The sequence below is a fragment of the Streptomyces inhibens genome (assembly GCF_003389455.1).
In the GTDB taxonomy this organism is placed as follows: domain Bacteria; phylum Actinomycetota; class Actinomycetes; order Streptomycetales; family Streptomycetaceae; genus Streptomyces; species Streptomyces inhibens.
This window is the reverse complement of sequence record NZ_QUAC01000110.1, coordinates 1-26,700: the sequence shown is the minus strand read 5'-3', so window position 1 is coordinate 26,700 and position 26,700 is coordinate 1. Positions and strand designations below refer to the sequence as shown.

The 26,700-nt window shown below is 70.4% G+C and carries 26 protein-coding genes; 14 read left to right on the top strand and 12 right to left on the bottom strand.

All coding sequences use genetic code 11. The features are described from left to right. The first annotated feature begins 104 nt into the window (after positions 1-104). The 3 genes from rimI (at position 105) to DY245_RS13835 (ending at position 2,240) form a co-directional block, all read left to right on the top strand. A complete protein-coding gene (rimI, locus tag DY245_RS13845) occupies positions 105-605 on the top strand; it encodes a ribosomal protein S18-alanine N-acetyltransferase (RefSeq protein WP_128507279.1) in 501 nt (166 codons plus the stop codon). Positions 606-610: 5 nt separating this feature from the next. Continuing rightward, entirely contained in the window at positions 611-1,741 is a 1,131-nt protein-coding gene (gene tsaD / locus DY245_RS13840; RefSeq protein WP_128507143.1) for a tRNA (adenosine(37)-N6)-threonylcarbamoyltransferase complex transferase subunit TsaD, read from the top strand. Between the two features lie 133 nt (positions 1,742-1,874). Next, positions 1,875-2,240 carry a hypothetical protein gene (locus tag DY245_RS13835; RefSeq protein WP_128507141.1) on the top strand — a complete coding sequence of 122 codons (366 nt, stop codon included), beginning with the start codon at positions 1,875-1,877 and terminating at the stop codon, positions 2,238-2,240. Between the two features lie 6 nt (positions 2,241-2,246). On the opposite strand, the gene DY245_RS13830 is transcribed toward DY245_RS13835, so the two are convergent. After that, entirely contained in the window at positions 2,247-3,467 is a 1,221-nt protein-coding gene (locus DY245_RS13830) for a class I SAM-dependent methyltransferase (protein WP_128507139.1), read from the bottom strand. Between the two features lie 66 nt (positions 3,468-3,533). Further along, on the bottom strand, positions 3,534-4,943 hold the full coding sequence (locus DY245_RS13825; RefSeq protein WP_128507276.1) for an FtsW/RodA/SpoVE family cell cycle protein: 1,410 nt from the start codon (positions 4,941-4,943) through the stop codon (positions 3,534-3,536). Positions 4,944-5,465: 522 nt separating this feature from the next. Between DY245_RS13825 and groES the strand changes: the two genes are divergently transcribed. Both groES and groL read left to right on the top strand, forming a co-directional pair. Continuing rightward, entirely contained in the window at positions 5,466-5,774 is a 309-nt protein-coding gene (groES, locus tag DY245_RS13820; protein ID WP_128507137.1) for a co-chaperone GroES, read from the top strand. A gap of 134 nt (positions 5,775-5,908) precedes the next feature. Beyond that, positions 5,909-7,537 carry a chaperonin GroEL gene (gene groL, locus DY245_RS13815; protein ID WP_128507274.1) on the top strand — a complete coding sequence of 543 codons (1,629 nt, stop codon included), beginning with the start codon at positions 5,909-5,911 and terminating at the stop codon, positions 7,535-7,537. Between the two features lie 120 nt (positions 7,538-7,657). Here groL and DY245_RS13810 read toward each other — a convergent pair whose 3' ends face one another. The 3 genes from DY245_RS13810 to DY245_RS13800 all read right to left on the bottom strand — a co-directional run bounded on the left by DY245_RS13810 (position 7,658) and on the right by DY245_RS13800 (position 9,939). Further along, entirely contained in the window at positions 7,658-8,350 is a 693-nt protein-coding gene (locus DY245_RS13810) for an ester cyclase (RefSeq protein ID WP_128507135.1), read from the bottom strand. 88 nt (positions 8,351-8,438) lie between these two features. Then, positions 8,439-9,497 carry a hydroxyacid dehydrogenase gene (locus tag DY245_RS13805; protein ID WP_128507133.1) on the bottom strand — a complete coding sequence of 353 codons (1,059 nt, stop codon included), beginning with the start codon at positions 9,495-9,497 and terminating at the stop codon, positions 8,439-8,441. Continuing rightward, on the bottom strand, positions 9,481-9,939 hold the full coding sequence (locus DY245_RS13800; protein WP_244943032.1) for a hypothetical protein: 459 nt from the start codon (positions 9,937-9,939) through the stop codon (positions 9,481-9,483). Before DY245_RS13800 ends, DY245_RS13805 begins: the two co-directional genes overlap by 17 nt. 456 nt (positions 9,940-10,395) lie before the next feature. Between DY245_RS13800 and DY245_RS13795 the strand changes: the two genes are divergently transcribed. Then, positions 10,396-11,340, top strand: a complete 945-nt coding sequence (locus DY245_RS13795) for a helix-turn-helix domain-containing protein (RefSeq protein WP_244943031.1) — start codon at positions 10,396-10,398, stop codon at positions 11,338-11,340. After that, the gene (locus tag DY245_RS46250) at positions 11,258-11,434 is read left to right on the top strand and encodes a DUF397 domain-containing protein (protein WP_244943036.1); all 177 of its coding nucleotides are present in this window, start codon (positions 11,258-11,260) and stop codon (positions 11,432-11,434) included. The genes DY245_RS13795 and DY245_RS46250 overlap by 83 nt, the downstream gene beginning before the upstream one ends. Positions 11,435-11,485: 51 nt before the next feature. On the opposite strand, the gene DY245_RS13785 is transcribed toward DY245_RS46250, so the two are convergent. The 4 genes from DY245_RS13785 to DY245_RS13770 form a co-directional block, all read right to left on the bottom strand. Then, positions 11,486-11,866, bottom strand: coding sequence for a PIN domain-containing protein (locus DY245_RS13785; protein WP_181923667.1), 381 nt, complete (start codon positions 11,864-11,866; stop codon positions 11,486-11,488). Then, positions 11,863-12,120, bottom strand: a complete 258-nt coding sequence (locus tag DY245_RS13780) for a hypothetical protein (protein ID WP_128507129.1) — start codon at positions 12,118-12,120, stop codon at positions 11,863-11,865. The genes DY245_RS13785 and DY245_RS13780 overlap by 4 nt, the downstream gene beginning before the upstream one ends. Before the next feature lie 804 nt (positions 12,121-12,924). After that, a complete protein-coding gene (locus tag DY245_RS13775) occupies positions 12,925-13,698 on the bottom strand; it encodes an SDR family NAD(P)-dependent oxidoreductase (RefSeq protein ID WP_128507127.1) in 774 nt (257 codons plus the stop codon). A gap of 157 nt (positions 13,699-13,855) precedes the next feature. Beyond that, positions 13,856-14,521 carry an MOSC domain-containing protein gene (locus DY245_RS13770; protein WP_128507125.1) on the bottom strand — a complete coding sequence of 222 codons (666 nt, stop codon included), beginning with the start codon at positions 14,519-14,521 and terminating at the stop codon, positions 13,856-13,858. Positions 14,522-14,705: 184 nt separating this feature from the next. Between DY245_RS13770 and DY245_RS13765 the strand changes: the two genes are divergently transcribed. Continuing rightward, positions 14,706-15,617 (top strand): LysR family transcriptional regulator, encoded by a 912-nt coding sequence (locus tag DY245_RS13765; RefSeq protein WP_128507123.1) that lies wholly within the window; start codon positions 14,706-14,708, stop codon positions 15,615-15,617. Positions 15,618-15,816: 199 nt separating this feature from the next. Here DY245_RS13765 and DY245_RS13760 read toward each other — a convergent pair whose 3' ends face one another. Continuing rightward, positions 15,817-16,146 carry a WhiB family transcriptional regulator gene (locus DY245_RS13760; protein ID WP_128507121.1) on the bottom strand — a complete coding sequence of 110 codons (330 nt, stop codon included), beginning with the start codon at positions 16,144-16,146 and terminating at the stop codon, positions 15,817-15,819. Positions 16,147-16,527: 381 nt separating this feature from the next. On the opposite strand from DY245_RS13760, the gene DY245_RS13755 reads away from it, so the two are divergent. From DY245_RS13755 to DY245_RS13740, 4 genes are all read left to right on the top strand, one after another. Then, positions 16,528-17,139, top strand: coding sequence for a response regulator transcription factor (locus tag DY245_RS13755; RefSeq protein ID WP_003948568.1), 612 nt, complete (start codon positions 16,528-16,530; stop codon positions 17,137-17,139). A 280-nt stretch (positions 17,140-17,419) separates the two neighbouring features. Then, positions 17,420-17,995, top strand: coding sequence for a sigma-70 family RNA polymerase sigma factor (locus DY245_RS13750; RefSeq protein ID WP_018090849.1), 576 nt, complete (start codon positions 17,420-17,422; stop codon positions 17,993-17,995). A 138-nt stretch (positions 17,996-18,133) separates the two neighbouring features. Then, the gene (gene guaB / locus DY245_RS13745; protein ID WP_128507117.1) at positions 18,134-19,636 is read left to right on the top strand and encodes an IMP dehydrogenase; all 1,503 of its coding nucleotides are present in this window, start codon (positions 18,134-18,136) and stop codon (positions 19,634-19,636) included. Positions 19,637-19,752: 116 nt separating this feature from the next. Further along, positions 19,753-20,871, top strand: coding sequence for a GuaB3 family IMP dehydrogenase-related protein (locus tag DY245_RS13740; protein WP_128507115.1), 1,119 nt, complete (start codon positions 19,753-19,755; stop codon positions 20,869-20,871). Positions 20,872-20,947: 76 nt separating this feature from the next. On the opposite strand, the gene DY245_RS13735 is transcribed toward DY245_RS13740, so the two are convergent. Next, complete coding sequence (locus DY245_RS13735; RefSeq protein ID WP_128507113.1) at positions 20,948-22,195, bottom strand: nucleotide sugar dehydrogenase; 1,248 nt, start codon at positions 22,193-22,195, stop codon at positions 20,948-20,950. 191 nt (positions 22,196-22,386) lie between these two features. On the opposite strand from DY245_RS13735, the gene DY245_RS13730 reads away from it, so the two are divergent. Further along, positions 22,387-24,093 carry a glycerol-3-phosphate dehydrogenase/oxidase gene (locus tag DY245_RS13730; protein ID WP_128507111.1) on the top strand — a complete coding sequence of 569 codons (1,707 nt, stop codon included), beginning with the start codon at positions 22,387-22,389 and terminating at the stop codon, positions 24,091-24,093. A gap of 32 nt (positions 24,094-24,125) precedes the next feature. Here DY245_RS13730 and DY245_RS13725 read toward each other — a convergent pair whose 3' ends face one another. Next, positions 24,126-25,352, bottom strand: a complete 1,227-nt coding sequence (locus tag DY245_RS13725; protein WP_128507109.1) for a serine hydrolase domain-containing protein — start codon at positions 25,350-25,352, stop codon at positions 24,126-24,128. Between the two features lie 207 nt (positions 25,353-25,559). Here DY245_RS13725 and DY245_RS13720 point away from each other — a divergent pair. Beyond that, the coding region (locus DY245_RS13720; RefSeq protein WP_425329383.1) for a serine/threonine-protein kinase at positions 25,560-26,700 on the top strand (1,141 nt) is incomplete at its 3' end.

Below are 26,700 nucleotides of genomic sequence, written 5' to 3'. Positions count from 1 at the left end.
TTCCCCAAGCTCTCAACTCCGTTCGAGCAGGGGAGGCCCCAATCCCCGCGGCGGCACCTCCCCCGCGCGGCGGCGCCCCGCAGCTTGCCGCAGTGCTGCGCGAGATGCGCTGGTGGGACATAGCGCCGGTGCTCGAACTCGAACGGGAGCTGTTCCCCGAGGACGCCTGGTCGCCCGGCATGTTCTGGTCCGAGCTGGCCCATGCGCGCGGCCCGCACGCCACCCGCCGCTATCTCGTCGCCGAATTGGAGGTGCCGCCGCACAGCGGCACCGATGAGGGCCGGCTGGTCGGCTACGGCGGGCTGGCCGCCGTCGACGGCACCGGCGACATCCAGACCATCGCCACCGCCCGCGACCAGTGGGGCACCGGCCTCGGCGCCCGGCTGCTCACCGAACTCCTCGGCGCCGCAACGGACTTCGAGTGCCACGAGGTGCTGCTGGAGGTACGCGTCGACAACCTTCGCGCCCAACGCCTCTACGAGCGCTTCGGCTTCGAGCCGATCGGCTTCCGTCGCGGCTACTACCAGCCCGGCAACCACGACGCCCTCGTGATGCGGCGCACCACCCAGACCTCCTCCGAAGCACCCTCCGTACAAGGAACTTGACACTCATGGCTGACTCACGCGGCGGACCGCTCGTCCTCGGTATCGAGACCTCCTGCGACGAGACCGGTGTCGGCATCGTCCGCGGCCACACCCTCCTCGCCGACGCGGTCGCCTCCAGCGTCGACGAGCATGCGCGCTTCGGCGGCGTGGTGCCGGAGGTGGCCTCGCGGGCCCACCTGGAGGCGATGGTCCCCACCATCCAGCGGGCGCTGAAGGACGCCGGCATCGCGGCGAGCGACCTGGACGGCATCGCGGTCACCGCGGGACCGGGCCTGGCCGGCGCGCTGCTGGTCGGCGTCTCGGCCGCCAAGGCGTACGCCTACGCCCTCGGCAAGCCGCTGTACGGCGTCAACCACCTCGCCTCGCACATCTGTGTCGACCAGCTCGAACACGGCGCGCTGCCCGAGCCGACGATGGCCCTGCTGGTGTCCGGCGGCCACTCCTCGCTGCTGCTCGCGCCCGACATCACCGCCGACGTACGCCCCCTGGGCTCGACGATCGACGACGCGGCGGGCGAGGCGTTCGACAAGATCGCACGGGTGCTGAACCTCGGCTTCCCCGGCGGTCCGGTCATCGACCGCTACGCACGCGAGGGCAACCCGGACGCGATCCGCTTCCCGCGCGGTCTGACCGGCCCCCGCGACCCGGTCTACGACTTCTCCTTCTCGGGTCTGAAGACGGCGGTGGCCCGCTGGATCGAGGCGAAGCGGGCGGCCGGCGAGGAGGTGCCGGTGGCGGATGTCTCGGCGTCCTTCCAGGAGGCCGTCGTGGATGTGCTGACCCGTAAGGCCGTCCGGGCCTGCAAGGACAACGGCGTGGACCACCTGATGATCGGCGGCGGGGTCGCGGCCAACTCCCGGCTGCGGGCGATGGCCGAGCGCCGCTGCGAGGACGCCGGCATCACCCTGCGGGTGCCGCGGCCCAAGCTGTGCACCGACAACGGCGCGATGGTCGCGGCCCTGGGCGCGGAGATGGTGGCGCGGAACCGGCCGGCCTCCGACTGGGACCTCTCGGCGGACTCGTCCCTGCCGGTCACCGAGCCGCACGTACCCGGCGAGGCCTCCGGGGCCGCGGCCCCGCACCACCACGGCCATGACCACGTCCACGAGGTGAGCAAGCACAACCTCTACTCCTGAGGCGGTGCGGGCGGGGCGCCCGGGGCTTGTTTTGTCGTTCTGCGAGTCCTCCCGGCTCCCCCGCCCCGCCGTCCGGCGCGAGGTCTTACCCTGGCTTGCAGCACCGGGGGCGCACGTGGGGAGGCGGCAGGCTGTGGACTGGTTCTGGTGGGTGTTCATCTTCTTCATGGCGGGTGGCTTCGCGAAGGTCGCCGACACCGCCCGTACGGCGCTGCGCACCCGCCATGAGCGCAAGATGGAGCGCCTGGAGTCCGACCGGATGGAGCGGCAGGCGCTGGAGGCTGCCCAGAAGCCGCCGGAGCCGGTGTGCGGCTGCACCCATCACCTCGCCAAGCATGACAAAAAGGGCAAGTGTCATGAGCTGGTGGAGATCGCGGTCGCCTGGGACGCCGACCACAAGCCGGTGCAGTACGAAGCGGGCCAGTGCACCTGCCAGCAGTACATCGGCCCGCAGCCGCTCTCCCAGATCTACGCCGAGGACCTCACCGACCTGGCGTGAGCGCCCCTAAGGGGCCTTTGCCGCCGGGTGCCCCAGCAGCATCGTGGGGGCGCCGGCGACCCGGGTCAGGAAGATCGTGCAGGAGTTGCGGCCGCCGCCGAGCTTCAGCTTCTTGCGCAGCTCCTCCGGCTCGACCGCGGAGCCGCGCTTCTTGATCACCGCGATGCCGACCTCGCGCTCGCGCAGCAGCGCCTTCAGCTTCTTGACGTTGAACGGCAGCACGTCGGTGATCGCGTAGGCGGTCGCATACGCCGTCTCCGTCAGCCGGTCCGCGGTGATGTACGCGATCGTCGGATCGATCAGCCGCCCGTCGACCTGCCGGGCGACATCCGCGACGAGATGGGCCCGGATCACCGCACCGTCCGGCTCGTACAGCCAGTCCCCGACGGGGCCCGGCTCAGGGTCGGGCAGCCCCGCGCCCAGCAGCGATTCCCCGGAGGGAAGCAGCGTCGCCCGGCGCGCGCCGGGGGTCGGACCGGCCCCGCCGCCCCCCGCCGTCCCGAACCACAGCACGGCCTCCTTGACCTCGCCCCCGTCCGAGATCCACTCCGTCTCGGCGTCGTCGGGCAGCGCGTCGTGCGGCACCCCCGGCGCGATCTTCAGCGCCGCGAACGGGGCCGTACGGGCCGCCTCCACGGCCCACGACAGCGGCGGCGAATACGCCTCCGGATCGAAAATTCTCCCGCCCCGCGCCGTGCTGCGCCGCGCTGGATCGACGAACACCGCGTCGTAGCCGGCGGTGTCCACCTCCGTCACATCCGCACAGCGCACCTCGATCAGGCCGGCGAGCCCCAGCGCCTCGGCGTTCGCCCGTGCCGCGGCGCAGGCCAGCGGGTCCCGGTCGACGGCCAGTACGCGGATCCCGGCCCGGGCCAGCGCGATCGCGTCGCCGCCGATCCCGCAGCAGAGGTCGGCCAGCGTACGGACGCCCAGCGCGGCGAGCCGGGTGGCGCGGTGGGCGGCGACCGTGGCGCGGGTGGACTGTTCGACGCCGTTGGGCGTGAAGTACATCAGCCGTGCGTCCGCCCCGAACTTCGCCGCCGCGCGCTGCCGCAGCCGGGCCTGGCCGAGCGCCGCGGAGACCAGCGGCGCGGGGTGGTCACGGCGCAGCCGGGTCGCGGCCGCCAGTTCGTCCGCCGGATCGTGGTCCCGCAGTTCGGCCAGCAGCGCCTGCCCCTCGGGGGCGAGCAGCGCGGAGAAGGTGTCGAGGTCGGTCACCTGCACCATTGTGGGCCAGGTGACGAGGCCCGGGGATACGGGGCGAGGGACCTCGGGGCGTATCGATCCGCCGCCTTAGCGCTCCCGGCGGCCGCGTCGCCGTCGTGGTGGCCGGTCGGCTCCCGCGCCGACCGGTTCCCGTCGGCGCTGGGCGCTGTCGCTGATCCGCAGCAGCAGCGCCACCATCACCCAGTTCGCGACGAGCGACGAGCCGCCCTTGGCGAGGAACGGCAGGGCCTTGCCGGTCAGCGGGATCAGACCGGTGACACCGCCGGCGACGACGAAGACCTGGAGCAGCAGCGCCCCGGAGAGCCCGACCGCGAGCAGCTTGCCGAACGGGTCGCGGGCGGTCAGGCCCACCCGCAGCCCGCGCTGCGCCAGCAGTACGTACAGCATCACCACGGCCATCACCCCGGCCAGCCCCAGCTCCTCGCCGACCGTGGTGAGGATGAAGTCGCTGTTGCCGGCGAAGCCGATCAGCTCGGGGTGGCCCTGGCCCAGTCCGCTGCCCGCGATGCCGCCGCTGCCGAAGCTGAACAGCGCCTGCGCGGCCTGTTCGGAGATCAGCCCCGGCGGGCGCTGGCTCTTGGGCAGGAAGATGTCCATCGGGTGCAGCCAGGCCATGATCCGGCCCTTGACGTGCGGCTCCGTGGAGCCGACGACGGTGGCGCCGACCGCTGCCATGGCCAGTCCGCACAGCACCCAACTGGTGCGCTCGGTGGCCATGTAGAGCATGATCACGAAGACCCCGAAGAAGATCAGCGAGGTGCCCAGGTCCCGTTCGAAGACCAGCACCAGCAGGCTGATCACCCAGATCGTGAAGATCGGCCCGAGCTGCCGTCCCGGGGGCAGCTGGACGCCCATGACGCGGCGTCCGGACAGCGCCAGCGCATCGCGGTTGATGGTCAGATAGCCGGCGAAGAACACCGAGATCATGATCTTTACGAACTCGCCGGGCTGCAACGACAGCGGCCCGATCAGAATCCAGCGCTTGGCGCCGTACATGTCGGCGCCGAAGAAGGCCGGCGCCATCAGCAGTACGAGCGCGACCACCATCGTCAGATAGATGTAGCGCTGCAGAATGCGGTGATCGCGCAGCACCAGCAGGATGGCGATACAGACCGCCACCCCGATCACCGTCCACACCAGCTGGCCGCTCGCCGCCTCGGCGATCTTCAGCCGGGGGGTCTGTGCGTAGGTGACGTCGAGGCGGTGCAGCAGCACCAGGCCTATTCCGGTCAGCAGCGTCGCCACCGGCAGGATCAACGGGTCGGCGCGCGGCGCGAAGCGGCGCAGGACCAGATGTGGGACCAGCGCCACGAAGAACATGCTGACGGCGAAGCCGGCCAGCCCGCCGGGCAGCCGGCCGGTCATCGACAGGCCGGTGTACGCATAGCCGAAGACCGCGATCAGGACGACGAACGCGAGCAGCCAGGCCTCGGTCTTCCGGCGGTTCGGTGCCTGGGCCAGCGCGGCGAACGTCATGGTGCGCTCGGCATCGCTCTCCGGCTCCCCGGCCGCCCGGGGAACGCTGGTCAGTCCACGCACGGGATTCCTCCGCCATCGATCGTCTTGGCCGCGAGCCGGCCGGGCTGAGCCCGGTTGGTCGGCTCGGCAGTCGGGGAGGTAGACGAGGCAGTCGGTGAGCTGGTTGCGAGGGAAGGGGAAGGTGTGTCCGATTTGGCACGGAACCGCCCCGGTGGCCGCCCGGCAACCCGCCCCGATCCCGCCGCAGATGGCCGCCGATGGCCGAAAACGGCGGACGGTGGGCGCCCGCGGACGGCGGCACCGTACGGCGGGTCAACCGCCGTCACGGGACGTACCCCCCGCCGCGCTGGCACTCCGCTTGACCGAGTGCTAACCGCGTCATAGTCTCGGCGTTGGCACTCTCCAGTGGGGAGTGCCAGACACAGCGACGGGCAGGTCCGGCACCCGCGACGACGGATCCACCTGGTCGCCACCTCAGACAGTTAACCCCGTGAGATCTCCGAAGGGGGAGGTCGGATCGTGACGACCACCAGCTCCAAGGTTGCCATCAAGCCGCTTGAGGACCGCATTGTGGTCCAGCCGCTCGACGCCGAGCAGACCACGGCCTCGGGCCTGGTCATTCCGGACACCGCCAAGGAGAAGCCCCAGGAGGGCGTCGTCCTGGCCGTGGGCCCGGGCCGGATCGAGGACGGCAAGCGCGTCGAGCTCGACGTGAAGGTCGGCGACGTCGTGCTCTACAGCAAGTACGGCGGCACCGAGGTGAAGTACAACAACGAGGAGTACCTCGTCCTCTCGGCTCGCGACGTTCTCGCGATCGTCGAGAAGTAAGTCACCAGTTTTGCCGTGATCTGCGCCCCTGGTTCCCGCGTCTAAACAACCCGGGGCAGGGGCGCAGTTCGTTTGAGCGACAGCGGTCCCCACGTCGTGGCCGAGGATCGCAATGAGAGGACTTGAAGCAACCCATGGCGAAGATCCTGAAGTTCGACGAGGACGCCCGTCGCGCCCTTGAGCGCGGCGTCAACAAGCTTGCCGACACGGTCAAGGTGACGATCGGCCCCAAGGGCCGCAACGTCGTCATCGACAAGAAGTTCGGCGCCCCGACCATCACCAACGACGGTGTCACCATCGCCCGTGAGGTCGAGATCGAGGACCCGTACGAGAACCTGGGCGCCCAGCTCGTCAAGGAGGTGGCGACCAAGACCAACGACATCGCGGGTGACGGCACCACCACCGCCACCGTGCTGGCCCAGGCGCTGGTCCGCGAGGGCCTGCGCAACGTCGCCGCGGGCGCCTCCCCGGCCGCGCTGAAGAAGGGCATCGACGCCGCCGTCAAGGCCGTGTCCGAGGAGCTCCTCGCGACCGCCCGCCCGATCGAGGACAAGTCCGACATCGCCGCCGTGGCCGGCCTGTCCGCGCAGGACACGCAGGTCGGCGAGCTCATCGCCGAGGCGATGGACAAGGTCGGCAAGGACGGTGTGATCACCGTCGAGGAGTCCAACACCTTCGGCCTGGAGCTGGACTTCACCGAGGGCATGGCCTTCGACAAGGGCTACCTCTCGCCGTACATGGTCACCGACCAGGAGCGTATGGAGGCCGTCCTCGACGACCCGTACATCCTGATCCACCAGGGCAAGATCGCCTCGATCCAGGACCTGCTGCCGCTGCTGGAGAAGATCATCCAGGCCGGCGCCTCCAAGCCGCTGCTGATCATCGCCGAGGACGTCGAGGGCGAGGCCCTGTCGACCCTGGTCGTGAACAAGATCCGTGGCACCTTCAACGCCGTGGCCGTCAAGGCCCCCGGCTTCGGTGACCGCCGCAAGGCGATGCTCGGCGACATGGCCACCCTCACCGGTGCCACCGTCATCGCCGAGGAGGTCGGCCTCAAGCTCGACCAGGCCGGTCTGGACGTGCTCGGCACCGCCCGCCGGGTGACCGTCACCAAGGACGACACCACCATCGTCGACGGTGGCGGCAGCTCCGAGGACGTCGTCGGCCGCGTCAACCAGATCAAGGCCGAGATCGAGTCCACCGACTCGGACTGGGACCGCGAGAAGCTCCAGGAGCGCCTCGCCAAGCTCGCCGGTGGCGTCTGCGTCATCCGCGTGGGTGCGGCCACCGAGGTCGAGCTCAAGGAGAAGAAGCACCGTCTGGAGGACGCCATCTCCGCGACCCGCGCCGCGGTCGAGGAGGGCATCGTCTCCGGTGGTGGCTCCGCGCTGGTCCACGCCGCCAAGGTGCTGGAGGGCGGCCTGGGCAAGGAGGGCGACGAGGCCACCGGTGTCGCCGTCGTCCGCCGCGCCGTCGTCGAGCCGCTGCGCTGGATCGCGGAGAACGCCGGCCTTGAGGGCTACGTCATCACCGCGAAGGTCGCCGAGCAGGAGAAGGGCAACGGCTTCAACGCCGCCACCGGCGAGTACGGCGACCTGGTCAAGGCCGGCGTCATCGACCCGGTCAAGGTCACCCGCTCCGCGCTGGAGAACGCCGCGTCGATCGCTTCGCTGCTCCTGACGACCGAGACCCTGGTTGTCGAGAAGCCCGCGGATGAGGAGGCCGAGGCCGGCCACGGTCACGGGCACGGTCACTCCCACTGAGGCATGACCGCCGGGTAGCCGCGCAGTCGGCCGCGTAACCGGCCAAAAGGCCCCTGTTCCCGCTCGTGAGCGACGGGAACAGGGGCCTTCCGCTTGCCGCCTGCGCTCTCGATGGCCCGGTCAGAGCGCGCCGAGCTGCCGCATCAGGCGCATGAGGTCGTAGTGCCACCAGCCTTCCTGGATCTTTCCGTCGTGGAACCGGAAGGTCGTCACCCCGGTCATGGTGCACACCGTGCCGGTCGGCTGGATGCCCATGAATGCGCCTTTGTGCGTGCCGGTCCAGGTCCAGCGCGTCACGACGTCGTCGCCCTCGGCGATCTGGCTTTCGAGGTTGATGGTGAAGTCGAAGGCGGCCCGCCAGGAGGTGACGTCGCTGCGGAGGGCGTCGGACCCGACCACGGTCTCCTCCTCCTTGATGACGTCGTGGTCCCGGTAGTCGGCCGCGAACACCTCGTCGATGGCGTTGAGGTTGCCCCCGACGGCGATCTCGTGGAAGAACCGGCGGGCGGTTGCGGTGTTCAACTGTTCGTCCCGGACCACGTCGAGGTCGATGAACGACGGCATTCCGTCGCAGAGCTCGGTCATCTCCCGGAAGATCCGGTCGGTCTCCGGCAGCTGGGAGTTCTTCACCGCCTCTTCGTGCGAAGGAAATTCGACGATCTCGACGTAGTGGGACGCGTCGGTCCGGTCCTTGCCGATGAGGCTGTGGGTGGCGGTCCGCTTGCCCTTGGTCTGTTCGACCCACTTGTCCATGAGCTCGTTCATGCCCTCGGGCCGCTCGGTCTTGTAGTCGATTATTTGTACGAATTTCATGGCGCCTCCCTTAGGGGCTGGGCGCGATGCGCAGAGCCAAGATGCATTGATACATCCATCTTAGTGAGGAATGCGGCTCTTGATGGGGTCAGGCGGAGCGGTTCCGGTCCGCCGGGTGCACCGGGTCCATGAAGGGCAGACCGGACGCGAATCGCGCCACCTCGTCGAGCGCCCGGTCGGCCATGCGGTGGAGTTCGCCGCCCAGGGAGCCGGCGATATGCGGGGTGAGCAGGACGTTCGGGAGGTCGTACAACGGGGAGTCGGGGGGCGGCAGTTCGGGATCGGTGACGTCCAGGACCGCGTGCAGACGGCCGGTCACCAGCTCGGCAAGCAGGGCCGTTTCGTCGATGAGCGAGCCGCGGGCGGTGTTGATGAGGGTCGCGCCGTCCGGCATCAGCGCGAGCTCGCGGGCGCCCAGCATGTGGTGGGTGGCGGGCAACTGGGGAGCGTGCACGGTGATGATGTCGCTGTCGGCGCAGAGGGTGCCGAGGGAGACCGGCGTCGCGCCCAGCCGGCAGGCCTCGGCGGCGTCGACGTACGGGTCGTACAGCAGGATGCGCAGATCAAAGGGGTGCAGCAGCTCGATGACACGGCGGCCGATGCGGGAGGCGCCGATGATGCCGACGGTCCGGCGGTAGTTGCCGGCACCGGACAGCTCGTGGTGCCAGTCGTGCGGGGCGCGCAGGGTGCGGTAGCGGCGGGCGCTGTGCAAGACCCTTTTGTTGGCGAAGAGGATCGCGGCGAGGGTGTATTCGGCGACGGGCAGCGCATTGACGGAGGCCGCCGAGGCGACGGCGATACCGCGTGTCCAACAGGCGTCGGTGAGGTGGTGTCTGACCGATCCGGCGGCGTGGACGACGGCGCGGAGCCGGGGAGCCGAGTCCAGGACCCGGTCGGTGAGCCGCGGGGCACCCCAGCAGGTGAGGAGAACCTCGGCATCGGCGAGGGCGGCGGCCACCTCGGGCGTGGGGTCGGCCAACTCATGGGCGACAAGGCGGGAGTCGGTACGGGCTAGGGCCGCGAGGCGGATGTGGTGACGGGCGTCAAGCAGCCGGTCCGCGATGCCGGGGCCCATGGAGAGCAGCAGGGCGGGCCGCCGGGGCGGGGTTTCCGCAGGTCCGGGCGTGTTGTCAGGGGTGGGGTGCATGCTGGTACCGGTGCTCCTTCGCGGTGCTCGCGGTCGCCCGGCGGTCGTCGTCAGATGACACTGCCGGCAGTTCGGGTTCTACAGTGCCCCGCCCATCGGGCGGGGAGTCCGCGCGCGCGGGGGAGTCGTCCGGGACGGACAGCCGCGCGCCCCGGCTGTCCGCCACGCGCACCACAGCCACGAGGGCCTGCGTCGCCGCCCGCAGCGCGAGCCGTAGCGCGTACTCCCCGGCCTTGCGGTCGTCCAGTACGGCTTGTGCGCCCTCGGCCACGTCGGCGCCATCGCGCAGCTGGTCCGCCTCGATCTCGTCAGCGATCCGGGACAGCGCGCTCCGGCTGCCCTCCGGAGACAGGAAACACGGCTTCCCGGTATCGCTCTCCCACGGCAGCAACCGCAGGCCGGGCACGGGTGCGGAGGCGGCGTTCCGGTCGTAGGTCACCACGCGGCCGCCACCCCCATAGCGTGAATCCGCTGTAGCCGCTCACAACACTGCTGCCGCTCGTACGCGACCAGGTACGGGCGTACGAGGGCGGAGTCCTCACCTTGCAGCAGCTCCGTGTGGCGTGCGGGTGCGCGGCGCCGCGCCGACCTCGGCACGTCCGTGCACCTCACGGGGCGCGGCGCCGCATCGGTCGGCCGATGGCGCCCCGTCGCGGGCAGTAACAGACGTAGCAGCGACTCGAAGAGCCGGATAGCGTGGTGCATGTCGTCAACCTCCGTGGGGTTGAGGGCCACGCCCCCGGACGTCCACCAACGTTGCGGGGGTATTGGCATACGGGAACAGGCCGAAATCGGCTGAACGGCCCCTTACTCTGGGTGTGTTCATCGTTGCTCAGTGAGACGGTTGGTCACAACGCTGGGCGCGTGACATTTGCCAACTGTCACGAAGGGGGATGTCGTGAACCGACGCAATGCCGCGGGGGGAACGGCGGCCACCACGGCCGCCGTGTTCGGCGAGGTGCTGAAGCACCACCGGGAGGCAGCGGGCCTCACCCAGGAAGCCTTGGCGCACAAGGTCCCGTGCGACCGGTCACACGTGGCGCGCGTCGAGGCGGGCACGCGCGTACCGCAGGAAGGCTTTGCGAAGGCGTGCGACGAACTGCTTGGCACAGGTGGGGTGTTACAGCGCCTCTGGGGCCGTATCGACTGGTACCCCGAGGTCGAGCACCCCGACTGGTTCGAGCGGCGCGCCGAGATGGACGCCGAAGCCGTCGCCGTGCGCGCTTATCAGAACCAGGTTATGCCGGGTCTGTTGCAGACGGAGGAGTACGCACGGGCGCTGTTCTCCTCGATCGCGAGCGACGACGAGGTGGAAAAGCTGGTCAGAGCACGGCTGAGCCGTCAGCAACGTTTTCTGACCCCAGGCGGCCCGCTGTATGTCGCGGTGTTGGACGAGAGCTGTCTGCGTAACGTGGTGGGGAGCGCGGCCGTCATGCGTGGCCAGTGCGCGCACCTGCTGGAGGTCGGACAGCGGTCCAACATGCGCATTCAGGTCGCCCCGGCCGCCCTTTCGGGACTCATCCGCCCCAAGACGTCCATGTCGCTGATCACGCTGCCCGACGGAGACCAGTGGCTTTATTCGGAGTCGCTGGACCGCGGCTATCTCAACGACGATCCGGCCCTCTACGCCCGTCACAGCCAGACTTATGATGTGCTCAGGGCCGACGCTCTGTCAGCCCGCGAGTCTGCCGCTCTGATCAGCGAGGCATGGGAAGGATACGGCCAGCATGGACAGGCACGGTCTCCGCACGGCGACGTGGATCAAGAGCAGCTACAGCGACCGCGACGGTGGCGACTGCATCGAAGTAGCCCCCGGTATCCCCGACGTCGTCCCCGTCCGTGACAGCAAAGACCCGCACGGCCCCGCGCTGTTCTTCCCGGCCGCGGACTGGTCCTCGTTCGTCTCGGCCGTCAAGCGCGGGCAGTTCCCCGCCTGAAGGCCCAGCAGTACCCCGGACGACCGGCCCGCCACCGGCGCGCTGCAGCGGTCAGGCGTTGAGGTCCAGGACCCGGACCGGCTCGCCGTCCCAGCGCTTCGGGGTGGTGGTAGCGACGATCGCCCCATCGGGGCGGTCCGGGGTGGGCTGGGCCGCGTACTGACTGTGGGCTGCCGCCCATGTCTCCTGCTGCGCCACGGCCAGGGCTGCAGGAAGGTCCAAATCCAGGACGGTGATGCCGGGCAGAGCAGCGAGGTGCTCGGCGGTACCGGGCCGGGCGCGGTCAGCTTCGACGAGCGCGCACGAGGGCGCGTACAGGTACCACCCGGGTTCGGCGTGGGCCCGGTGGATCAGACGGGAGGCGAGGACGTTGCCCTGGCCGGCCGCGGTCATCGCGCTGTCGTCCAGGACGATATGCATGGCGTCGCTCATCGGCCGGTCACCTGAGCCAGGCGCCGGTCGAGCTCACTGTCCAGATCCTGCTGCTGGGCCGCGGTGGGGGCATAGCCGTTCCACTTGTTCAGCGCGGCGAGGGCCTTTTCCGCGCGCTCGGCCCGCTCGGCCGGGGTGAGCAGGGTCTCGGCCAGGCGAGCCAGGTAGGCGCGCAGCGACAGGCCCTCGGCAGCCGCGATCGCGGCGAGCCGATCTTTGGCCTCTTCGGGGATACGGACATTGGCATCGGACATCGTCGTACTCCTTCCCATCCCCATAGGGTACGGGTACGTACCCGTATCCGTACCCTCGTCGGGAGTCATCAAGATGCAGCTTCCCCGCCGTAGGCGGACGGGGTGTGCCACGGTCGGCGCATGACCCAGGGCACCGCCAGCGAGCCGCTCAAGTGGGCCGACCGCCCGATCCGCGTCCCATTGCTCTCCGGTGAGACCACGCTCTCCTACCTCGCCTGGACCGCGTCCGCCAACGGCCAGGACCTGGTCCAGCTCCTCAAAGCCCTGCACCGCGGACGCCTCACGCTCCCGAACGACAAGCCTCTCCCCAGCACCATGAGGTATCCCTCAGCGCAGAGGCCGCCGACCGGCTCGCTGCCCTCACCGGCCGCAGCGCCGACCAACTGCGGCGAGCGCTGTCGAGCACCTGTGCCCCGCGGCTCCTCAACGTGCAGGCGGCGGTCGTCCGGCTGGCTCCCTGGCCGGACGAGCTCGGCGCCGGTCCGCTCAAGGCGTGCTTGCTCAACAAGCGTGTTGTGGGCCTCTGGGCACAGCGACGGGACCCGATCCGGCCGCGTTCAACGGTGCCCGGCGGGCTGAGTTGTTCCACAAGTGGGATCAAGCAGCTGGTCACCGCACGAGGAACGCCGGGAACGGCTGTGGAGGAGATCGTGAACGCGATCAGCGGGCGACGCTGCTGGTGCCCTCGGCCGGTGAGAACGCGGTGCCAGTGATCGCCCGACTGATCCAGGTCGATGAGAAGTGAAATCAGCTGATCAATCGCATGCGCAAGCACCCGGCAAGGCAACGTGGGAAGCCACCGCCCTAGCGAGGCCCGTACTTCCGCCCCGTCCGAGACGTCAGCCCGCCCAGGACTCCACGCGGCGCCAACTTCACCGCTCCCATCAACGCCTTGTACCGCGGATCCGGAATGGACAGCGACTTCCCCCGCGCCAGGTCCTTCATCGCCGCGTCCACCAGCTTGTCCGCATCCAGCCACATCCACCCCGGGATGTTGTCCGTGCCCATCCCGGCCCGCTGGTGGAACTCGGTCCGTACGAAGCCGGGGCACAGCGCCATCAGCCGCACCCCGCTGCCCGCCAGATCCCGCGCGGCGCCCTGGGTGAACTGCACCACCCACGCCTTGCTCGCGCCATACGTGCCGCGCGGCACGAACGCCGCCACCGACGCCACATTGACCACGGCCCCGCGCCGCCGGTCCCGCATACCGCGCACCCCGGCCGTGGTCAGCCGCAGCACCGCCTCGCAGTGCACCTTGAGCATCGTCAGCTCGTCGGCCATCGAGACTTCGAGGTACTCGCCCTTGTTGCCGAAGCCGGCGTTGTTCACCAGCAGATCGACCGGGTGCTTGGTGTCCGAGAGCCGTGCCTCGACGGCGGCGATGCCGTCCTCGGTGGACAGATCGGCGCTCAGCACCTCCGCCTCGATGCCGTGCCGGTCGTGCAACTCGGTGGCCTGCTCGCGCAGTCGCTTCTCGTCGCGCGCCACCAGCACCACGCTGTGGCCGTCGCTCGCGAGCCGCCGGGCGAACGCCGCCCCGATGCCCGCCGTCGCTCCCGTGATCAATGCAGTCGTCATACCGGCACGCTATCCGCCCGGGGGACGACACCGGAGCCCCAGCCCCCGGTGGTGCGCGGCCCCCTTGCGTACGGGGCGCGCCACGCCACCCCACCTGCGGATCCGAGGGTGCTCCGCTGCCCCGCCCCGAGGCCGCCTCCCCGCCCGTCCCGCGAGGTCAACTCCCTTGTTGCTCCACATACTTCACGGCACGTCTGCGCGCCTCCGGATGCAGCGCCTCACCCGTCTCCAGCAGCCGGGGCAGCAGCTCCCGCTGAGTGGTCACCGCCCGGAACATCAGCCCGACCGTCACCTCGTGACCGGGGCGGTGCACCAGCTCGATGGTGTCCCCGGCGCGGATCTCGCCCGCCTCGATCACCCGGAAGTACGCGCCGGGCACCGCAGCCTGGGTGAATCGCTTGATCCAGCCGCGTTCGCCGAGCCAGCCCTGGAACGTACGGCACGGGATCCGCCCCGAGGTCACCTCCAGCAGCAGCCGGGGGCCGACCCGCCAGCGTTCGCCGATGAGGGCGCCGGTGATCTCGATGCCCGAGGTGGTGAGGTTCTCGCCGAAGGAGCCGTTGGCCAGCTCGCGGCCCAGCTCCCGCTGCCAGTCGTCCAGATCCTCGCGCGCGTAGGCGTACACGGCCTGGTCGTCGCCGCCGTGATGGCGCAGATCGACCACCGCGTCACCGGCCAGCCCGCTGCCGCCCACGCCCTTGGGGCCAGGGGCGGTGACCGCCACCGGGCCGTCCACGGGCCGCTTGTCGATGCCCGTGCCGCCCTCGGCGTCGGTGTACTCGGACGGCGTCGGCCGCCCCACGTTCACGGTCAGCAGCTTCATACGCTCTCCGTCGTTCCCTTCGCGTGGTCCACGACAAGGGGCCCGGGCAACGCGCACCGGCCCACGGTCGGACTCCGGCCACCGGGCCCACGACCAGCCCCGCCACCTCTCACGCTAACCACCCGACCCCAAACCGGCGACCCGACTTTCCCCCATCGCCCCAAGATTCGCTTATGATCGAAGCGTGATCGAGGCCCGACATCTCCGAGTGCTGCGCGCCGTCGCCAGGACCGGCTCGTTCTCCGCCGCCGCGCGCGAGCTGGGCTGCACCCAGCCGGCCGTCAGCCAGCAGATGAAGGCCCTGGAGCAGTCCGCCGGCACGCCCCTGCTGGTCCGTGCGGGCCGCGAGATGCGGCTGACGCAGGCGGGCGAGGCGCTCGTACGGCACGCCGTCGGCATCCTGGCCGGGCTCACCGCCGCCGAGGAAGAGGTCGCGGCCATCGCGGGCCTGCGGGCGGGACGGGTGCGGCTGGTGTCGTTCCCGTCGGGCAGCTCGACGCTGGTGCCGACCGCTTTGGCGAAGATGCGGGCCGCGCACCCGGGCACCCGGGTCTCGCTGGTCGAGGCCGAGCCGCCGCGCTCGATCGAGATGCTCCGCAACGGCGACTGCGAGATCGCGCTGGCCTTCCGCTATCCGGAAGTGCGCGGCGCGGACCCGGCGGCCGGCGCCGAGTGGGACGACCTGGTGGTGCGGCCGATCCTGGCGGACCGGCTGATCGGCCTGGTGCCGGACGGTCACCGGCTGGCGAAGGCGGGCACGGTGCGGTTCGCCGAGCTGGCCGACGAGCCGTGGATCGCGGGCTGTCCCCGCTGCCGCAGGCATCTGGTGGAGGTCTGTGAGAGCGCGGGGTTCACGCCCCGTATCGACTTCGCGACGGACGACTATCCGGCGGTGATCGGCCTGGTCGGCGCGGGCCTGGGGGTCGCCGCGCTGCCCGAGCTCACGCTGGAGTCGGTGCGCCCCAAGGGGGCCACGACGGTACGGATGGAGCCTGCGGTGCACCGCGAGATCGTCGCGCTCACGCTGCCGGATCTGGCGCATGTCCCCGCCGTCGCGGCGACGCTCGACCAGCTGGCGGACGCGGCGGGCCGCTGAGGCCCGGGGGAGGCGCGCCCGGCTTCCGCCCGGGCGGCGAGCAAGATCAGGTGCGGTGGACGAGCAAGATCAGGTGCGGTGTGCGCGCAACGACAGCGCACTCCTGTGACCGCACAGCCCCGCGCCTGCACAGCCTTGTGCTCCCGCAGTCGCACAACTCTGCAGGAACGTTTCTTCAGGAGCGATCCGCTCCCGAGGCTCAGGCGCCGGAGACGCCGTGGCCGGTCATGGAGGTCGCGGGGATCAGCCGGTGGCGGGCCCGGCCCATCAGCTCCTCGCGTTCGTCCTCCGTCAGTCCGCCCCAGACCCCGTAGGGCTCACGGACGGCCAGGGCATGCGCCGCGCACTCGGCCCGCACGGGGCAGCGCATGCAGACCTCCTTCGCCGATGTCTCACGCGCGCTACGGGCCGCTCCGCGCTCGCCCTCGGGGTGGAAGAAGAGAGAGCTGTCCACACCGCGGCAGGCGGCGAGCAGCTGCCAGTCCCAGAGGTCTGCGTTCGGGCCCGGGAGGCGGGAGAAATCTGCCATTGCTTGTCCCCTCGAAGCGATGCTGATTCGGGCTCGGTGCTCACGACCGTACATCTACTGTCGAAGTAGATGTAAATATGACTCATTGCGAATCTAGTCATAGTCAACGCGAAAATGGAAGAAAGAGAGCCAAATAGGGCATAGGGTGCACGCGCGGATGCCGGTCGCCCGATGAGTCGTCTGCGTATCCGGCTCCTTACGGAGCGTGCTGAACTCGGTCGCCGAAGCCGTAACTCTTTCGAGTGACCGTCGTTGAGTGTGCGGAGGCGATTGGCAGAGGTAGCCCTCGGGCAGATGTCCGAGCGGCCGTCAATCGCACAGGTGACGATACGTACCAGCCTGGAGGCTCAAGGTGACGCGCATCAGCTGCGGAGGACGGTCATGACATCCGTCCTCGTCTGCGACGACTCCCCGCTTGCCCGAGAGGCGCTCCGTCGGGCGGTTGCGACCGTGCCCGGCGTCGAGCGTGTGACGACCGCGGCCAACGGCGAGGAAGTCCTCCGCCGCTGGGGTGCCGATCGCTCGGACCTGATTTTGATGGACGTACGGATGCCCGGTCTCGGCGGTGTCGAGACCGTGCGCCGGCTGCTGTCCGCCGACCCCGGCGCCCGAATCATCATGCTCACGGTGGCCGAGGATCTGGACGGTGTCGCGCTCGCGGTCGCCGCCGGTGCCCGCGGCTATCTGCACAAGGACGCCTCGCGCGCCGAACTGCGGGCGACGGTGACCCAGGCGCTGGCCGACCCGACGTGGCGGCTCGCCCCGCGCCGGCTGCGGTCCGCCGAGATGGGGGCCGCGCCGACGCTGACCGCGCGCGAGATCCAGGTCCTGGAGGGCATGAGCCACGGCCGGTCGAACGCCGAGATCGGGCGTGAGCTTTTTCTCTCCGAGGACACGGTCAAAACCCACGCGCGGCGCCTTTTCAAGAAACTCGGCGCCTCGGACCGGGCGCATGCGGTGGCCCTGGGCTTCCGCTGGGGACTGGTCCGCTAAGGCGTTGTGACGTGCAGCGATGCGGGGGAGTGAAGATCCCCGCCCGCCCTGCGGCGGGCGGGGCGACATGGTGCCCCGCAAGCCGCCCGCGTGCGACGGCGGTCCGATTCCCCGCGCGGTGCCGCATCCTTGAGGTATGGAGTTCCTCGGGGACGGGTCGGTCGGGCACGAGGGGAGGGCGCAGGACATGACAGCCGGCGCACCTGCCGCGCATAACGCTTCAGTGCACAAGCACGGACCTGGTGCCGCGGATCGTGCGGCGCCAAGGCACCATGGACCGATGCGCGATGACGGGAAGCAGGAGATCGGCGATCTCGTCGCACGCGCCGTCGAGGGAGACCAGCGGGCCACCCATGACCTGCTGGCTCATGTGCACCCCCTCGCCCTGCGCTACTGCCGCACCCGGCTGTCGAGGCTGCCGGGTGACGCCCGGCACTTCGTCGAGGATCTGGCGCAGGAAGTGTGTGTCGCGGTGCTCTGCGCGCTGCCGCGCTACCGCGACACCGGCAAGCCGTTCGAGGCGTTCGTCTTCGCCATCGCCGGCCACAAGGTCGCCGATCTGCAGCGCGCCGCGATGCGGCATCCGGGCAGCACGGCCGTGCCGTCCGACGAGATGCCCGAACAGCCGGACGACTCTCTGGGCCCCGAGGAGCGGGCGCTGCTGAGCAGCGACGCCGAGTGGGCCAAGAAGCTGCTGGCCAATCTTCCGGAGAATCAGCGCGAGCTGGTGCTGCTGCGGGTCGCCGTCGGTCTGACGGCCGAGGAGACCGGGCAGATGCTGGGGATGTCGCCCGGTGCCGTACGGGTCGCCCAGCACCGTGCGCTGAGCAGGCTGCGGGCGCTCGCCGAGCAGTAACGGCCCCTGCCGTAGGCGGCGAGAAATCGCCGTAGAAAGGCACAAGTGACGAGGCCCTCATCGCTCGTGGATTGGGACACTTCTTTAGGCCGTTAGCATGGGAGTCCGCGCTGAGGCAAGAGCATTGGGGAAGGTGTCATGAGTGACAACGTCGACGGTATGCCCGCCAAATTCGCCATGCTCGGGCTGACCTACGACGACGTGCTGCTGCTGCCCGGTGCGTCGGAGGTGCTGCCGAACGCGGTGAACACCGCCTCCCGGGTCTCGCGCAACGTCTCGGTGAACATCCCGCTGCTGTCCGCGGCGATGGACAAGGTCACCGAAGCCCGGATGGCCATCGCCATGGCGCGTCAGGGCGGTGCGGGCGTACTCCACCGCAACCTGTCCATCGAGGACCAGGCCAACCAGGTCGACCTGGTCAAGCGCTCCGAGTCCGGCATGGTCACCGACCCGATCACGGTCCGGCCGGAGGCCGATCTGGCCGAGGCCGACGCGCTCTGTGCCAAGTTCCGGATCAGCGGTGTGCCGGTCACCGATGCCGCGGGCAAGCTGCTGGGCATCGTCACCAACCGCGATATGGCCTTCGAGATGGACCGCAGCCGTCAGGTCCGCGAGGTCATGACGCCGATGCCGCTGGTCACCGGCAAGGTCGGCATCTCCGGCGAGGACGCCATCGAGCTGCTGCGCCGCCACAAGATCGAGAAGCTGCCGCTGGTCGATGACGCGGGCGTGCTCAAGGGCCTGATCACCGTCAAGGACTTCGTCAAGGCGGAGAAGTACCCGAACGCCGCCAAGGACGCCGAGGGCCGGCTGGTCGTCGGTGCCGCGGTGGGCGTCGGCGACGCGGCGTACGAGCGGGCGCAGGCGCTGGTCGAGGCCGGTGCCGACTTCCTGGTCGTGGACAGCGCGCACGGCCACAGCCGCGGCATCCTCGACATGATCGCCAAGGTCAAGTCCAACATCAACGTCGATGTCGTCGGCGGCAATGTCGCCACCCGCGACGGTGCCCAGGCGCTGATCGACGCCGGCGCCGACGGCATCAAGGTGGGTGTCGGCCCGGGCTCGATCTGCACCACCCGTGTCGTCGCCGGTGTCGGCGTTCCGCAGGTCACCGCGATCTACGAGGCGGCGCAGGCCGCGAACGCCGCGGGCGTACCGCTGATCGGTGACGGCGGCCTGCAGTTCTCCGGCGACATCGCCAAGGCCATCGCGGCCGGTGCGGACACCGTCATGCTGGGCTCGCTGCTGGCCGGCTGCGAGGAATCGCCGGGCGAGATGGTCTTCATCAGCGGCAAGCAGTTCAAGTCGTACCGCGGCATGGGCTCGCTGGGCGCGATGCAGTCCCGTGGCCTGGGCCGGTCCTTCTCCAAGGACCGCTACTTCCAGGACAACGTCCTCTCCGAGGACAAGCTGGTGCCCGAAGGCATCGAGGGCCAGGTGCCCTACCGCGGCCCGCTCGCCTCGGTCGCCCACCAGCTCGTCGGCGGCCTGCGCGCCTCCATGGGCTATGTCGGCTCCGCCGACATCCCCGAGCTCAAGGAGAAGGGCACCTTCGTCCGCATCACCTCCGCGGGCCTCAAGGAGAGCCACCCGCACGACATCCAGATGACGACCGAGGCACCGAACTACAGCCGGCGCTGACCTGCGCGTACGGGCTTGCCCGTACGCGACGCCGAAGCCCGCGGCCGCACCCCGGCCGCGGGCTTCGATGTGTCGGGGATACTGGAACGGCAGACGTAGAGGGAAAGGCCACACACGTGACTGAGATCGAGATCGGGCGCGGCAAGCGCGGCCGCCGGGCATACGCATTCGACGACATCGCCGTCGTACCCAGTCGCCGCACCCGCGACCCGAAGGAGGTCTCGATCGCCTGGCAGATCGACGCCTACCGTTTTGAGCTGCCGTTCCTGGCCGCTCCCATGGACTCGGTGGTCTCTCCGCAGACCGCGATCCGCATCGGTGAGCTGGGCGGTCTGGGCGTCCTCAACCTGGAGGGTCTGTGGACCCGGTACGAGGACCCGGAGCCGCTGCTCGCCGAGATCGCGGAGTTGGACGGCGCCACGGCCACCAAGCGGTTGCAGGAGATCTACGCCGCGCCGATCAAGGAAGAGCTGATCGGGCAGCGCATCAAGGAGGTGCGCGACGCGGGCGTCGTGACCGCCGCCGCGCTCTCCCCGCAGCGCACCGCGCAGTTCTCCAAGGCCGTTGTCGACGCCGGTGTCGACATCTTCGTGATCCGCGGGACGACGGTCTCCGCCGAGCACGTCTCCTCCGCGGCCGAGCCGCTGAACCTCAAGCAGTTCATCTACGAGCTGGACGTCCCGGTCATCGTCGGCGGCTGCGCCACGTACACCGCGGCGCTGCACCTGATGCGTACCGGCGCGGCCGGTGTGCTGGTCGGCTTCGGCGGCGGCGCCGCGCACACCACCCGTAACGTCCTCGGCATCCAGGTCCCGATGGCGACCGCGGTCGCCGATGTCGCCGCCGCGCGCCGCGACTACATGGACGAGTCCGGCGGCCGCTATGTCCACGTCATCGCCGACGGCGGTGTGGGCTGGTCGGGTGACCTCCCGAAGGCGATCGCCTGCGGTGCGGACGCGGTGATGATGGGCTCCCCGCTGGCCCGCGCCACGGACGCGCCGGGCCGTGGCCACCACTGGGGCATGGAGGCGGTCCACGAGGACGTGCCGCGCGGCAAGCGGATGGACCTCGGTGCGGTCGGCACGACCGAGGAGGTGCTGCTCGGGCCGTCCACGACCCCGGACGGCTCCATGAACTTCTTCGGTGCGCTGCGCCGGGCGATGGCCACCACCGGCTACTCGGAACTCAAGGAGTTCCAGCGGGTCGAGGTCACGGTCGCGCCTCACCGGCGGTAGTTCCCGCAGTCCCCACAGCAGAAGCTCGGTCGCGCCACGGCGCGGCCGAGCTTCTGCGGTTTCTGCCAGGGGCGGCTCACAGCCGATGGGCCGCGCCCGTCGGGGTGGCGCCCCGTGTGTCGAGGAGGAGCTGGGCCTTTACCGACAGGCCCTGGAGGTCGTAGGTGCGATGGGGCTGGAGCAGCACCGTCAGGTCCGCGGCGGCGGCGGCCTCGTAGAGGGAGTCGGCGCGGGGGACGGGGCGGCCCAGGACGTTCCACTGGGGGATGTACGGGTCGTGGTAGGTGAGGTGCGCGCCCAGTTCCATCAGGCGGGAGGCGATTTCACGGGCCGGGGAGCCCGCTTGGTCGCCGATGTCCGGCTTGTAGGTGACGCCGAGGAGCAGTACGCGTGCGCCGCGGGCGGACTTGCCGTGTTCGTTGAGGAGGGTGGCGCAGCGTTGGATGACATAGCGCGGCATCCGGCCGTTGACCTCTTGGGCGAGTTCGACCATGCGGAGCGGGTGGCCCATCGAACGGCCTTTGTAGGCAAGGTAGTTGGGGTCGATGGGGGCGGCGTGGCCGCCTACGCCGGGGCCGGGGCGGAAGGACTGGAAGCCGAACGGCTTGGTCTCGGCGCAGCGGATGACGTCCCACAGGTCGACGCCGATGTCGTGGCAGAAGACCGCCATCTCGTTCATCAGGGCGATGTTGATGTGGCGGTAGTTGGTCTCCAGGAGTTTGGCGGTCTCGGCCTCGCGGGGGCCCCGGGCGCGGACGACCTTGTCGGTGAGGCGGCTGTAGAAGGCGGCGGCCGCCTCCGTGCAGGCGGGGGTGAGGCCGCCGATGACCTTGGGGGTGTTGGCGTAGCGGTGGGTGCGGTTGCCGGGGTCGTGGCGGCCGGGGGAGCAGGCGAGGTGGAAGTCGCGGCCGGCGGTGAGGCCTGAGCCCTCTTCGAGGAGCGGGCGCAGGAATTCCTCGGTGGTGCCCGGGTACGCGGTGGATTCGAGGATCACCGTGGTGTGCGGGCGCAGATGTGCGGCGAGTGTGCGGGCGGCGTCGGCGACGGCGGTCAGGTCCAGGGCGCGGTCCTCGCCGAGTGGCGTGGGCGCGCAGATGACGGCGGTACGGACCCGGCCGAGGGCGGTGGGGTCGTTGGTGGTGCGGAAGCCGGCGGAGAGCAGGCGGCGGAGTTCGATGGCGGTCAGTGGCCCGTCGGCGCCGGAGAGGGCGGCGGCGTGCGGGTCGGGGTCGTAGCCGAGGGTGCCGACGCCGGCGGTGGTGGCGGCCTGGGCGAGGGGGAGGCCGAGGTGACCGAGTCCGATGACGGCGAGATCTGCGGGCATGCTGCGGCCGTCCTTCCCGAGCGATTCCGGATGGCGCATAAGTAGACTAAGCCGACATTTGGCCCAGAATAGGGATTGGTGGATCAAGGTGGCGGGGTGTTGCCGCCGTGAGCGGAGGGTGGATACCGACACGTAGCGCGGACAGAATCGACGGACGGGGGGTGTGGCCCCGATCACAGCGGGAGGCAGCGGTGAAGACAGCGATACTGGGACCGGCGCAGCGGGCCGAGGCGCTCGCCCGAATGGCGGAGCGGGAGCTGGACATTCTCGTGGTCGGCGGCGGAGTCGTCGGCGCGGGGACCGCTCTGGACGCGGCGACGCGCGGCCTGTCCACCGGACTGGTCGAGGCGCGCGACTGGGCCTCGGGCACGTCCAGCCGGTCGAGCAAGCTCATCCACGGCGGTCTGCGGTATCTGGAAATGCTGGACTTCGCGCTGGTGCGGGAGGCGTTGAAGGAGCGGGGGCTGTTGCTGGAGCGGCTGGCGCCGCATCTGGTCAAGCCGGTGCCGTTCCTGTATCCGTTGCAGCACAAGGGCTGGGAGCGCTGGTACGCGGGCGCGGGTGTGGCGCTGTACGACGGGATGTCGATCTCGTCGGGGCACGGCCGCGGGCTGCCCGTACACCGGCATCTGTCGCACAAGCGGGCGCTGCGGGTGGCGCCCTGCCTGAAGAAGGACGCGCTGGTCGGCGCGTTGCAGTACTACGACGCGCAGATGGACGACGCGCGGTATGTGGCGACGATCGTGCGGACCGCGGCCGCCTATGGCGCACAGGTCGCCAACCGGGCGCGCGTGGTGGGTTTTCTGCGCGAGGGCGAGCGGGTGGTCGGCGCGCGGGTGCAGGACGTCGAGGGGGGCCTGGACTACGAGGTCCGGGCGCGGCAGATCGTCAATGCCACCGGTGTGTGGACGGACGACACCCAGGCGCTGATCGGTGAGCGCGGGCAGTTCCACGTCCGCGCATCGAAGGGAATTCACCTGGTTGTACCCAAGGACCGGATCCATTCGACGACCGGGCTGATCCTGCGGACGGAGAAGAGCGTCCTGTTCGTCATCCCGTGGGGACGGCACTGGATCGTGGGCACGACGGACACCGACTGGGATCTGGACAAGGCCCATCCGGCGGCCTCCAGCGCGGATATCGACTATCTGCTGGAGCATGTGAACTCGGTGCTGGCGACGCCGCTGACCAGGGATGACGTGGAAGGCGTGTACGCGGGGCTGCGGCCGTTGCTGGCCGGTGAGTCGGACGCCACCAGCAAGCTGTCGCGTGAGCACACGGTCGCGCATCCGGTGCCCGGCCTGGTGGTGGTCGCCGGCGGCAAGTACACGACGTACCGGGTGATGGCCAAGGACGCGGTGGACGAGGCGGTGCACGGCCTGGACCAGAGGGTCGCCGAGTGTGTCACCGAGGATGTGCCGCTGGTCGGGGCCGAGGGCTACAAGGCGCTGTGGAACGCGCGGGCCCGGATCGCGGCGCGCACCGGACTGCATGTGGCGCGCATCGAGCATCTGTTGAACCGCTACGGCTCGCTCGCCGAGGAGCTGCTGGAGCTGGTGGTGGCCGATCCCTCACTGGGCGAACCGCTGGCGGCCGCGGACGACTATCTGCGCGCCGAGGCGGTCTACGCCTGTACGCACGAGGGCGCCCGGCATCTCGACGACGTGCTGACCCGGCGTACCCGTATCTCCATCGAGACCTTCGACCGGGGCACCCGCAGCGCCCGCGAGGTGGCCGAGCTGATCGCGCCGGCGCTGGGCTGGGACAGCGACCAGATCGAGAAGGAGATCGCGCACTACCAGAAGCGGGTCGAGGCGGAGCGCGAATCCCAGCGGCAGCCGGACGATCTGACGGCGGATGCGGCGCGGTTGGGGGCGCCGGACATCGTGCCGCTCTAGGGCGCGTCCGGCGGATCAGGGCCGGAAAGACCCTAGGGCGCGCAGAACTCCGCCGTCAGTACGGCGGTGGCGTGTGCCCGGTCGGGCAGGATGTCGGTGTTCACGCGGTAGCTGACCAGGTGGCGGCCGTCGGCGGTGCCCGCGGTCTGGGCGAAGGAGCCGTTGATATCGCCGCTGTGGCCCCAGACCGTGACGCCGCAGGGCAGCTCGGTCGCGTACAGGCCGAGGCCGTACGTGCCGCCGGTGCCCTTCTCGTTGCGTATCTGGGCCATCTGGCGCGGCGCCAGGAACTTGCCGCCGAGCAGCGCGGAGAAGAAGCGGTTGAGATCGCCCAGGGTGGTGACCATCTCGCCGGCCGCGCCGGCCCGGCTGGGGTCCAGGGACGTGGCGTCCACCCGCCGGTCGCCGATCCGGGAGTACGCGCGGCCGTGCGGCATGGGCAGCGCGGGGTCGGTGCCGGGGAAGGAGGTGTGGTCGAGCCCGGCGGGGAAGAGGATGCGGCGCCGGATCTCCGTGGCGTACGGGTGTCCGGTGACCGCCTTGATGACCAGGCCGAGGACGAGGTAGTTGGTGTTGGAGTAGGCGTAACGGGTGCCCGGTGCGGCGACCGGCGGGTGGCTGAGGGCGATCCGCAGCAGCTCCGCCGGGGTGTGGCTGTCGTAGCGGTGGGCGCCGAAGCCCTTGCCGTACAGCTGCTTCGAGAGCCGGGGGTCCGCGGTGTAGTTGAACAAGCCACTCGTATGGTCCAGCAGCTGGCGGATCGTCACCTTCCGCAGATCGCTGCGGTCGCCCTCTCCCGTGGCCGGCACGTCCGGCGGGAGGTGCGCGGCCGCGGTGTCGTGCAGGGTCAGCTTCCCCTCGGCGACGAGTTGCAGGATCACCGTGGCGACCAGGGTTTTGGTGAGGCTGCCGGCCCGGAAGTGGTCCAGCGGGCCCATCTTGCGGCCGCTGCGCAGATCGGCCACGCCGGCCGTGGAGAAGCGCGGGGCCGGGAACCCGACGCGGGTGATGAGGGAGGCCGCGCCCGGGGCCCCGTCGTCGACCAGACGGTGCAGTGCGTGCCCGGTCGTCGCGGGCGGCCGTTCGAGTTCCAGGGGCAGGATCGGGGCGTAGTGGGTCTGGCCGGTACACGCCGTCAGGGCCAGCGCGGCCAGGGCGGCCAGCGCGCCGGTACGCACCGTGGTGCCGCGGTGACCGGCTGGTGACGGCGCCGGAGGGAAGGCACCGGCCGCGGCCGGGCGGGGCGAGCGCATCGTCATCGGGACTCCCGTTCGTCGGGGCCATCATGACGGGTACACGGCACCGACCGGCACCGACCCGGGCCTTCCGCATGGCCGCGGATGAGGGAGAATGAAGGCTCTGCCAGGGTGGGTTGTCCGAGTTGGGCCAGTTTGGTGATCGATGGGAAGTCGAAGCTGCCAACTCGGCTGGATTGCAGAGGGGATTCAGTGGGCGACGAGGTCGAGATGGACGGCAAGGAGGGCAGGCTGCTCGCCGGCCGGTACCGGCTCGCCGATGTTCTCGGCCGGGGCGGTATGGGTACCGTCTGGCGGGCACGCGACGAGGTTCTGGGCCGTACGGTCGCAGTCAAGGAACTGCGCTTCCCGGGCGGGGTCGAGGAGGACGAGAAGCGTCGTCTGATCACCCGCACGCTGCGCGAGGCCAAGGCGATCGCCCGGATCCGGAACAACGGCGCGGTGACGGTCTACGACGTGGTCGACGAGGACGACCGGCCGTGGATCGTGATGGAGCTGGTCGAGGGCCGCTCGCTCGCCGAGGTCATCCGTGACGACGGCCCGCTCACCCCGCGCCGCGCCGCCGAGGTGGGCCTTGCCGTGCTCGACGTGCTGCGCTCCGCGCACGGCGAGGGCATCCTGCACCGCGATGTGAAGCCGTCCAACGTCCTGATGTCCGACGACGGCCGGGTCGTGCTGACCGACTTCGGTATCGCCCAGGTCGAGGGCGACCCCTCCGTCACCTCGACCGGCATGCTCGTCGGCGCTCCCTCCTACATCTCCCCCGAGCGCGCCCGCGGCCACAAGCCCGGCCCGCCGGCCGACATGTGGTCGCTGGGCGGTCTGCTGTACGCCTGCGTCGAGGGCGTCCCGCCGTACGACAAGGGGTCGGCGATCGCCACGCTGACGGCGGTGATGACCGAGCCGGTCGAGCCGCCGAAGAACGCCGGCGTACTGGAAGAGGTCATCTACGGCCTGCTGGTGAAGGATCCGGCGAACCGCCTCGACGACGCCGGCGCGCGGGCGCTGCTGCTGGACGTCATCCACGCCCCCGAGGCACAGGCGCCGGAGCCGCCGGCCGACGCGACCCGGGCGATGGCGCTGCCGACGGCCCCCGAGGAGCGGGTGGCGCCGAAGCCCAAGGACACGCCGAAGCCGAAGGCGGCCCCGAAGTCGCGGGTGACGCGGGGGCCGAAGGCGAAGCCGGCCGCCCCGGTGGCCGAACCGGCCGCCGGGACCGGGAGCAAGGCCGGTGCGAGCAAGGCCGGTAAGAGCAAGCCGGCGGCCGCCAAGGCCGGCGCCGCCAAGGCCGCGGCCGCGTCGACGAGTGCGCCGGAGCGGACCGAGCGCCCGCGGCAGGACGCCAAGGGCT